The organism is Streptomyces sp. NPDC091371, assembly GCF_040684275.1.
Classification (GTDB): domain Bacteria; phylum Actinomycetota; class Actinomycetes; order Streptomycetales; family Streptomycetaceae; genus Streptomyces.
Window position 1 is genome coordinate 48,247 of sequence record NZ_JBFBFP010000048.1, and the last position, 7,021, is coordinate 55,267.

8 protein-coding genes are annotated in these 7,021 nt (G+C 70.4%); 6 read left to right on the forward strand and 2 right to left on the reverse strand.

Translation table 11 applies throughout. From position 1 onward, the window contains the following. Positions 1–70 precede the first annotated feature (70 nt). Positions 71–658, forward strand: coding sequence for a TetR/AcrR family transcriptional regulator (locus AB0O21_RS33905; RefSeq protein ID WP_365177619.1), 588 nt, complete (start codon positions 71–73; stop codon positions 656–658). Positions 659–713: 55 nt separating this feature from the next. Here the strand turns inward: AB0O21_RS33905 and AB0O21_RS33910 are convergent, their stop codons facing one another. Beyond that, positions 714–1,334, reverse strand: coding sequence for a ScbR family autoregulator-binding transcription factor (locus AB0O21_RS33910; RefSeq protein WP_365177622.1), 621 nt, complete (start codon positions 1,332–1,334; stop codon positions 714–716). Positions 1,335–1,438: 104 nt separating this feature from the next. Further along, positions 1,439–2,203 carry a response regulator transcription factor gene (locus tag AB0O21_RS33915; RefSeq protein WP_365177624.1) on the reverse strand — a complete coding sequence of 255 codons (765 nt, stop codon included), beginning with the start codon at positions 2,201–2,203 and terminating at the stop codon, positions 1,439–1,441. Positions 2,204–2,686: 483 nt separating this feature from the next. On the opposite strand from AB0O21_RS33915, the gene AB0O21_RS33920 reads away from it, so the two are divergent. From AB0O21_RS33920 to AB0O21_RS33940, 5 genes are all read left to right on the forward strand, one after another. After that, a complete protein-coding gene (locus tag AB0O21_RS33920; protein WP_365177627.1) occupies positions 2,687–3,694 on the forward strand; it encodes a ScbA/BarX family gamma-butyrolactone biosynthesis protein in 1,008 nt (335 codons plus the stop codon). A gap of 25 nt (positions 3,695–3,719) precedes the next feature. Then, a complete protein-coding gene (locus tag AB0O21_RS33925) occupies positions 3,720–4,670 on the forward strand; it encodes an NAD-dependent epimerase/dehydratase family protein (RefSeq protein WP_365177630.1) in 951 nt (316 codons plus the stop codon). A gap of 395 nt (positions 4,671–5,065) precedes the next feature. After that, positions 5,066–5,806, forward strand: coding sequence for a 3-oxoacyl-[acyl-carrier-protein] reductase (fabG, locus tag AB0O21_RS33930; protein WP_365177633.1), 741 nt, complete (start codon positions 5,066–5,068; stop codon positions 5,804–5,806). Positions 5,807–5,842: 36 nt separating this feature from the next. Then, on the forward strand, positions 5,843–6,544 hold the full coding sequence (locus AB0O21_RS33935; RefSeq protein WP_365177636.1) for a 4'-phosphopantetheinyl transferase superfamily protein: 702 nt from the start codon (positions 5,843–5,845) through the stop codon (positions 6,542–6,544). Between the two features lie 70 nt (positions 6,545–6,614). Further along, positions 6,615–7,021: biotin carboxylase N-terminal domain-containing protein (locus AB0O21_RS33940; protein ID WP_365177639.1), on the forward strand; the 407-nt coding region annotated here is incomplete at its 3' end.

Here is a 7,021-nt window from a genome sequence, read left to right on the forward strand (position 1 = left end):
CGGTCCCGGCGCCAGCGAGTTACGTATGCAGTACACATGCTGTGAAGAAAGAGAAGGCGGGTGCAGCCTGATGCAGACGCGGTCCGAACAGACCCGTCAGGCTCTCGTCCGTGCCACGGCCGAGCTGATCGCGGACGGTCGGCCCTCCGATGCGGGTCTGGTCAACATCTGCAACAAGGCGGGAGTGAGCCGCGGGGCCCTCTACCACCACTTCTCCTCCACCGCGGCGCTCACCGCCGCCGTGTACGACCAGGCGCACCGCCGGGTCGTCGCGCTGACGGAGGAGGCGTTCGAGGGGACGCCGGCCGACGCGCCGGAGCGCTTCTTCGTCGCCCTGGGCGGGGCCCTGCTCAGGGAGAAGGTCGTCCGGGCGGGCATGCAGCTCGCGGTGGACGGGTCGGCAGGACCGCCGACCCTCCGCGACGACCTGCTGGCCCTGGTGCACCAGCGGGTCGCGGACGCCCATCACGAGGCCGCACCCCCGGCGCAGGACCTGGCCGACCTGGCCGTGGTGGTGGCCGCCGGACTCGAGTCGCTGGGGCACTCCGACCCCGGATGGTGGGACGCCAATACCTCGCAGCGGCTCTGGGAGCTGCTGCGTCCGCTGTTCTGCCCGGCCGGCGGTGAGCGGGACCCGTCCGGGCCCGAGCACGCGTGATGCCCTGGTGCCCGGACCGGCCAACCGCCGGTCCGGGCGCCAGGGCATCAGGGCATCAGCCCGCTTCGGCGACCGGCGGCAGGGTGGTGCGCAGCCGCCCGATCAGGCCGGGGTAGGCCAGGCCCGGCAGCATGAACTGCCAGAACACGCTGACCCGTTCGGGCAGGTCAGCCCGGCCGGTGTACGCCTGGGACATGATCTGGAGACCGGTGAAGGAGCCGACGATGGTCGCCGCGGCCTCCTTCACGTCCACACCCGGCAGGATCTCGCCCTGCTCCTGGCCCTGCCGCAGCAGTTCGATGATGGCCGTACTGGACTGCTCGTACGCGGTCTCCGGCGGGCAGGAGAAGGACGTCTGCTCGACCGTCAGGCGCACGCTGGCCCGGAGCACCGGGTTGGTCTGGAGTCCCCTGGCGAATTCCAGGGTCAGGTCGATCACCGCCTGGAGCTTCACCGGCTGGTCCGGCGCCTCCAGGGCCTCGGCGTGCGCGTCCACCAAGGCCAGCGCGATGGCCTCCTTGGAGGGGAAATGGTGGTACAGCGAACCGCGGGTGAGCCCGGTGCGGGCCAGGATCTCGTTGGTGCTCGCCGCGTCATAGCCGCGTTCGTCGAACACCTGCGCGGCCGCCTCGAGGATCGAACGCCTCGATCGCTTTCCACGTTCCTGTTGAGCCATGCCAGATCCTCACCATGAAACCCCGTATTTAACAGACTTGTCTGTATCATAACGCTCACGCAGGGGATCCGTCAGATGCACGGGCCACACGGCCGTCCGGCGGCCTACGGATGTCCGAGCCGGAAGCCGACTCCGCGGACGGTGGTGATCCACTCACTGGAGCCGAGCTTGCTGCGCAGGGTGCTGACATGGGTGTCCACGGTGCGGCCCTGGGGGGACCAGGCGTCGTCCCACACCTGGGCCATGATCTGGCGCCGCGGGATGACGGTGCCGGGCTGCGAGGCCAGCAGGTGCAGCAGGTCGAACTCCTTGCGGGTCAGGTCCACCGGATCCCCGTCCAGCGTGGCCACCCGGGCGCCGGCGTCGATCCGCAGCGACCCGTGGCTGATGAGCCGGGCCGCGGTCGGCTGCGTGCGCACCCGGCGCATCACCGCCTCCATCCGGGCCAGCAGCTCGCGGAAGCCGTAGGGCTTGACGAGGTAGTCGTCGGAGCCCGCCTGCAGGCCGAGCACCCGGTCGAGCTCGGAGCCGCGCGCGGTGACGGTGATGATCGGGGTGTCGCTGACCGCCCGGATGCCCCGGCACACTTCCAGACCGTCCAGGTCGGGCAGGTCGAGGTCGAGCAGCAGCAGGTCGGCGTCGTGGTGCGCGCGCAGCGCCTCGGCGCCGGTGTCCACACTGCGGGCGGTGAAACCCTGCCGCGCCAGGCCCTTGAGGAGCGCGTCGGCGGCCCGGGGGTCGTTCTCGACGACCAGGACGCGCAGCGCCCCCTCCTGGCCGGAGCCCTGCGGGGCGGCCGCCCGCTGGGGCTGGACGACGGTCGGGCGGTGCGGGAGATAGCGCTCCGGTGTCGGTTCAAGTAGATCCACGGCCTGCCGATTCATCTGCCCCTCCTGAGTCACAGTCACGTCATCGCGGGCTGTTGAACGCTCACGACCACGAACATACCAAACAGACTTGTCTGATTGTCAACTGATCTTGATGTGGCGTTGCACCGCCCCGACCCCGGCTTAACGTCAGCACGGTGACCTGCAACAGCCCAGTATTTACGGCTACTTGACGGGATGCCCGCCCATCCGGGCGGGCCTGCGCGGGGGAGGAATCCGGCCGCAATGTTCGGCCACAACCGTACAGGGCTGCATGTTTTGACTCCACGATGGAACAAATAGGGGCATATCGTCACCATGGGGTGGCGCTCGTGGGGCGCGTGTGACGAGAGGGGCAAATCTTTACTTGAAAAACCGAACTGACCTGTCTGTATCTTGTGTCTCGCAGATCGTCGGCCACGGGGGGTGGCTGCCGGCGTACGGCCTGCTTGCTCCCCCCTGACCGGAAACTGACAGGAGCATGCGATGCCGTACCTCGCCCCCAAGTCCCCCGAGGCACTCACCGGAGCGGTGGGAACCCTCGCCACCCGGGCCCCCATGAAGACGCCGCTGTACCCCCGTCTGACCACGACGGTTCCGCGCGAGTTCGTCCACCGCGCCGCCGTGTCGGAGGTTCTCCTGACCGGCTGGGAGGCCGACGGACTCGCGGGCTCCGGTGAGGACGAGCAGGACGGCTTCGTCGTCCGGGCCCAATGGCCGCGCAGCCACTCGCTGTTCGCGCCGGGCGGCGGCTACCAGGACCCCATGCTCCTGATCGAATCCGTCCGGCAGGTCGGATCCCTCCTCGCCCACGCCGAGTTCGGGGTCCCCTTCGGACACCAGTTCCTGATGTGGGACATGTCCTTCACCGCCGAGCCCGAGCTCCTCGCCGCGGAAACCGTCCCCACCGAGATCGAACTGCGCACGGAGTGCAGCGACATCGTCCGCCGGGGCGGCTCGCTCAGCGCCATGCGCTACGACGTCACCGTGCTGCGCGGCGGCAAGGCGCTGGCCACCGGCGGAGCGGCCTTCCGGTGCATGAACCCGAGCGTGTACCGACGGCTGCGGTGCGACCGCCCCACCACCACCGACCGCATGGCGCCGCCGGCGATCGACCCGGCCTCCGTCGGCCACACCAACGCCCTGAACGTCGTGCTCGCCCGGCCCGGGCAGAACGCGGGGAACCGCTGGGAGCTGCGGGTCGACACCGCCCACCCGACCTACTTCGACCACCCGGTGGACCACGTACCCGGCATGGTGCTGCTGGAGGCCGCCCGGCAGGCCGCCCACGCCTCGACCGGGATGCCCGACGCCCTCGTGCTCGGCCTGAAGAGCGAGTTCGCGCGCTACGCCGAGCTCGACACCCCCTGCTGGATCGAGGCGCGCACCGAGAGCCACGGCACCACGGGCAACGTGCTGGTGAAGGTGAGCGGCACACAGGACGAGGAGACCGTCTTCACGGCCGAGCTCCTCGTCAGCCCCCGCACTCGCTGAACCGACGCCCCACCTGGAGTGCAGTATGGCCACCATCCTGATCACCGGTGCGTCCGGTTTCGTGGGCGGTCGCGTCACCCGCGAAGCCGAGCGGAAGCAGGCCGCTCTGCGGCTCATGTCGCACCGCCGGCCCGTATCCGACTCCGGCCACCCGGTCGTCCCGGGAGATCTCGCCGACCCCGCCACCCTGCACGGGGTGTGCGACGGCGTCGACATCCTGATCCACTGCGCCTCCCAGGTCGGCGGAACCGTCGAGGCCAACGAGGCCGTCAACGCCCGTGGCACCACCGCCCTCGTCGAGGAGGCGCGCCGCGCGGGGGTGTCCCGCATCGTCCTTCTCAGCACGGCGTCCGTCTACGGCCGCGGCACCTTCCGCGGCAGCCGGCCCGAGGAGCTCACCCGCAACCCGGGGTCACCCACGTCCCGCACGCGGGCCGTCGCCGAGGACGCCGTCCTCTCGGCCGGCGGCATCGTCCTGCGGCCGCATCTGGTCTACGGGGAAGGGGACACCTGGGTGGGCCCCGGGCTGACCCGGATTCCGCTCACCCTGCCGGGCACGGTGGCGGGCTGGCCCTCCCTGCTCTCGCTGATCAGCGTCGGGGACCTGGCCGGGCTGCTGGTGGCCACCGCGCTCGCGCCGGCCTCCGCGCTGAGCACGTCCGTCTACCACGCCGCCCATCCGGTGCCCGTCACCGCCGAGGCCCTGCTGCGGGCCGTCGCCGAGTGCGCCGCCACCCCCTGGCCGGAAGGGGAGCTCACCGTCGAGCAGGCCCGGGCGATCCTGACGGAGAACGGCCAACCGTCCTCCGTACTGGACATGCTGACAACCGATCACCACTTCGACAGCACTCCGCTCTGGTCCGACCTCCGGCGTGATCCGGGCCCCGGCTTCGCCGACGGGTTCCGCCGCGCCGCCCCTTGGTACCGGAGCACCCTCAAGGCCGGCGGCACTGACGTCCGGCACACCGGGAGCTGACGCTCCCCTGTATCTCGTTCAGCTCGGTTTGCAAAGCGGACGGAATCCTGGATCCGGGAATCTTGAGAGGCGGTACCGACTCCGAAGAAGATGGACACCAAGGTCGCCGAATTGTGCGAAGGCGCGTAGAACACCTAGCGCAAACTTAGCCGACACCGCATTGAATTTAGTCGCCGCCTCGAAGAACCTGTTTACGAGGATTCGGTCCCGTGCGTGCCGGATCCACAGGAAACGCGAACGCGAATCCGTGAGACCACAAAGGTCGGTGCGGCGACCATGCCCACGCAACGCGGAAGGCCGCTGCCCGTGCAGCGGCCTTCCGCGTTCCTGTCGGCCCATTGCGCGCCGTCCACCGTGTCCCCCTTTCACGAGATAACCATTCCGGGAGTTGTCACATGGCCCACGAAAACCTCAAGACCGCCCTCGTCAGCGGTGGCTCGCGGGGCATCGGGCGCGCTGTCGTGCTGCGGCTCGCGCGCGACGGATACCAGGTGGCGTTCTGCTACCAGAACCACTCCGACGCCGTGCAGAGCCTCGAGAAGGAGGCCGCCGAGCTGGGCGTTCACGTGGTGGGCCGCCAGGTGGACGTCACCGACGCCGAAGCGGTGCGCGCCTGGGTGCAGGACACCGAGAGGGAGCTCGGGCCGCTGGACGTCGTCGTCAACTCCGCCGGCATCGTCCGCGACACGCCGCTGGTCATGATGAAGGACGAGGACTGGAAGGACGTCGTCGACGTCAATCTGACCGGTACCTTCCACGTCGCCCGGGCGGCCGTGTTCGGCATGATGAAGCGGAAGTCCGGCTGCGTGGTCAACCTTTCCTCCGTCGCCGGCGTGCACGGGAACGCGACGCAGACCAACTACTCCGCGACCAAGGCCGGAATCATCGGATTCAGCAAGGCCCTGTCCAAGGAGGTCGGCCGCTACGGGATCCGGGTGAACGCGGTGGCCCCCGGCTTCATCGACACCGACATGGTGTCCGGACTGTCCGACGCCTACCGGGAGAACGCGAAGAAAGGCATCTCCCTGCGCCGCTTCGGCAGCCCGGAGGACGTCGCCGAGGCCATCTCCTATCTCGTGTCGGCGCAGTACGTCACCGGCACCGTCCTGGAGATCGACGGAGGCCTGTCGATCTGACGGCGTGCCCTCCCGCGCCCACAAGGAGACCCGATCGTGCACTGGACAGCAGCTGACCCCAGGGACGTCGGTACGGCGCCGAGCGCGGTGCGGATCCCCTGGTCGGGTTGCGCGGACGCGGAGCTGTGGCTGGTCCGTCCCTCGGGACCGCCCGGCACCGCGGAACTTGCCGTGCTGGACGCGGCGGAACGGCGGCGGGCCGCCTCCTTCCGCCGGCCGGCGCGTGCCGAACCGTACATCGCGGCGCACGTGGCCCTGCGCCGGCTCCTCGGGGAGCGCCTCGGCGTCCTGCCCGAGGACGTGGCGCTGCGCCGCGAGGCGGGCGGCCGTCCCGTGCTGGCCGGCCACCCGCCCGCGCTGCACTTCTCCCTCTCGCACAGCGGAGGAGTGGCGTTGCTGGGCATCGCCGGGCAGGTGATCGGCGTGGACGTCCAGCGCCTGCCGGGAGCATCGACGGTCGAGTTGTGCGGCGGCCGGCTGCACCCGGCGGAGCAGGCGGAGCTGCATGCCCGGCCGGCGGCCGACCGGCCGGAGCATTTCGCGCGGCTCTGGGCGCGCAAAGAGGCCTATCTCAAGGGACTGGGCACCGGACTGCGGCGGCCGCTGGACGCCGACTACCTGGGCGACGGCGGCGCCGGGTGCCCCGCCCGCCCCGTCGGCTGGACGGTCCGGGACGTTCCGTGCGAACCGGGGTTCGCCGCCGCGGTGGCCGTCCTGACCTCCCCCATCGAGCAGTAGTGACCGAGCCTTCGCGACGGTGGGAACCCCCGATCGTCGCCGACCGGCACGAATCACAGAAGGAGTTGTCGTGCGCAAGGTGCTCATCGCCAACCGTGGCGAAATCGCTGTCCGCGTTGCCCGGGCCTGCCGGGACGCCGGGATCGCGAGCGTAGCCGTCTACGCCGATCCGGACCGGGACGCATTGCACGTCCGCGCGGCCGACGAAGCGTTCGCGTTGGGCGGTGACACCCCGGCCGCGAGCTACCTGGACATCTCCAAGGTCCTCCAGGCCGCCGCCGACTCCGGTGCGGACGCCATCCATCCCGGATACGGATTCCTGTCCGAGAACGCCGACTTCGCACAGGCCGTCATCGACGCCGGCCTGACCTGGATCGGCCCCCCGCCGCAGGCCATCCGCGACCTCGGCGACAAGGTCGCCGCCCGCCACATCGCCCAGCGCGCCGGCGCCCCCCTCGTCGCCGGCACCCCCGACCC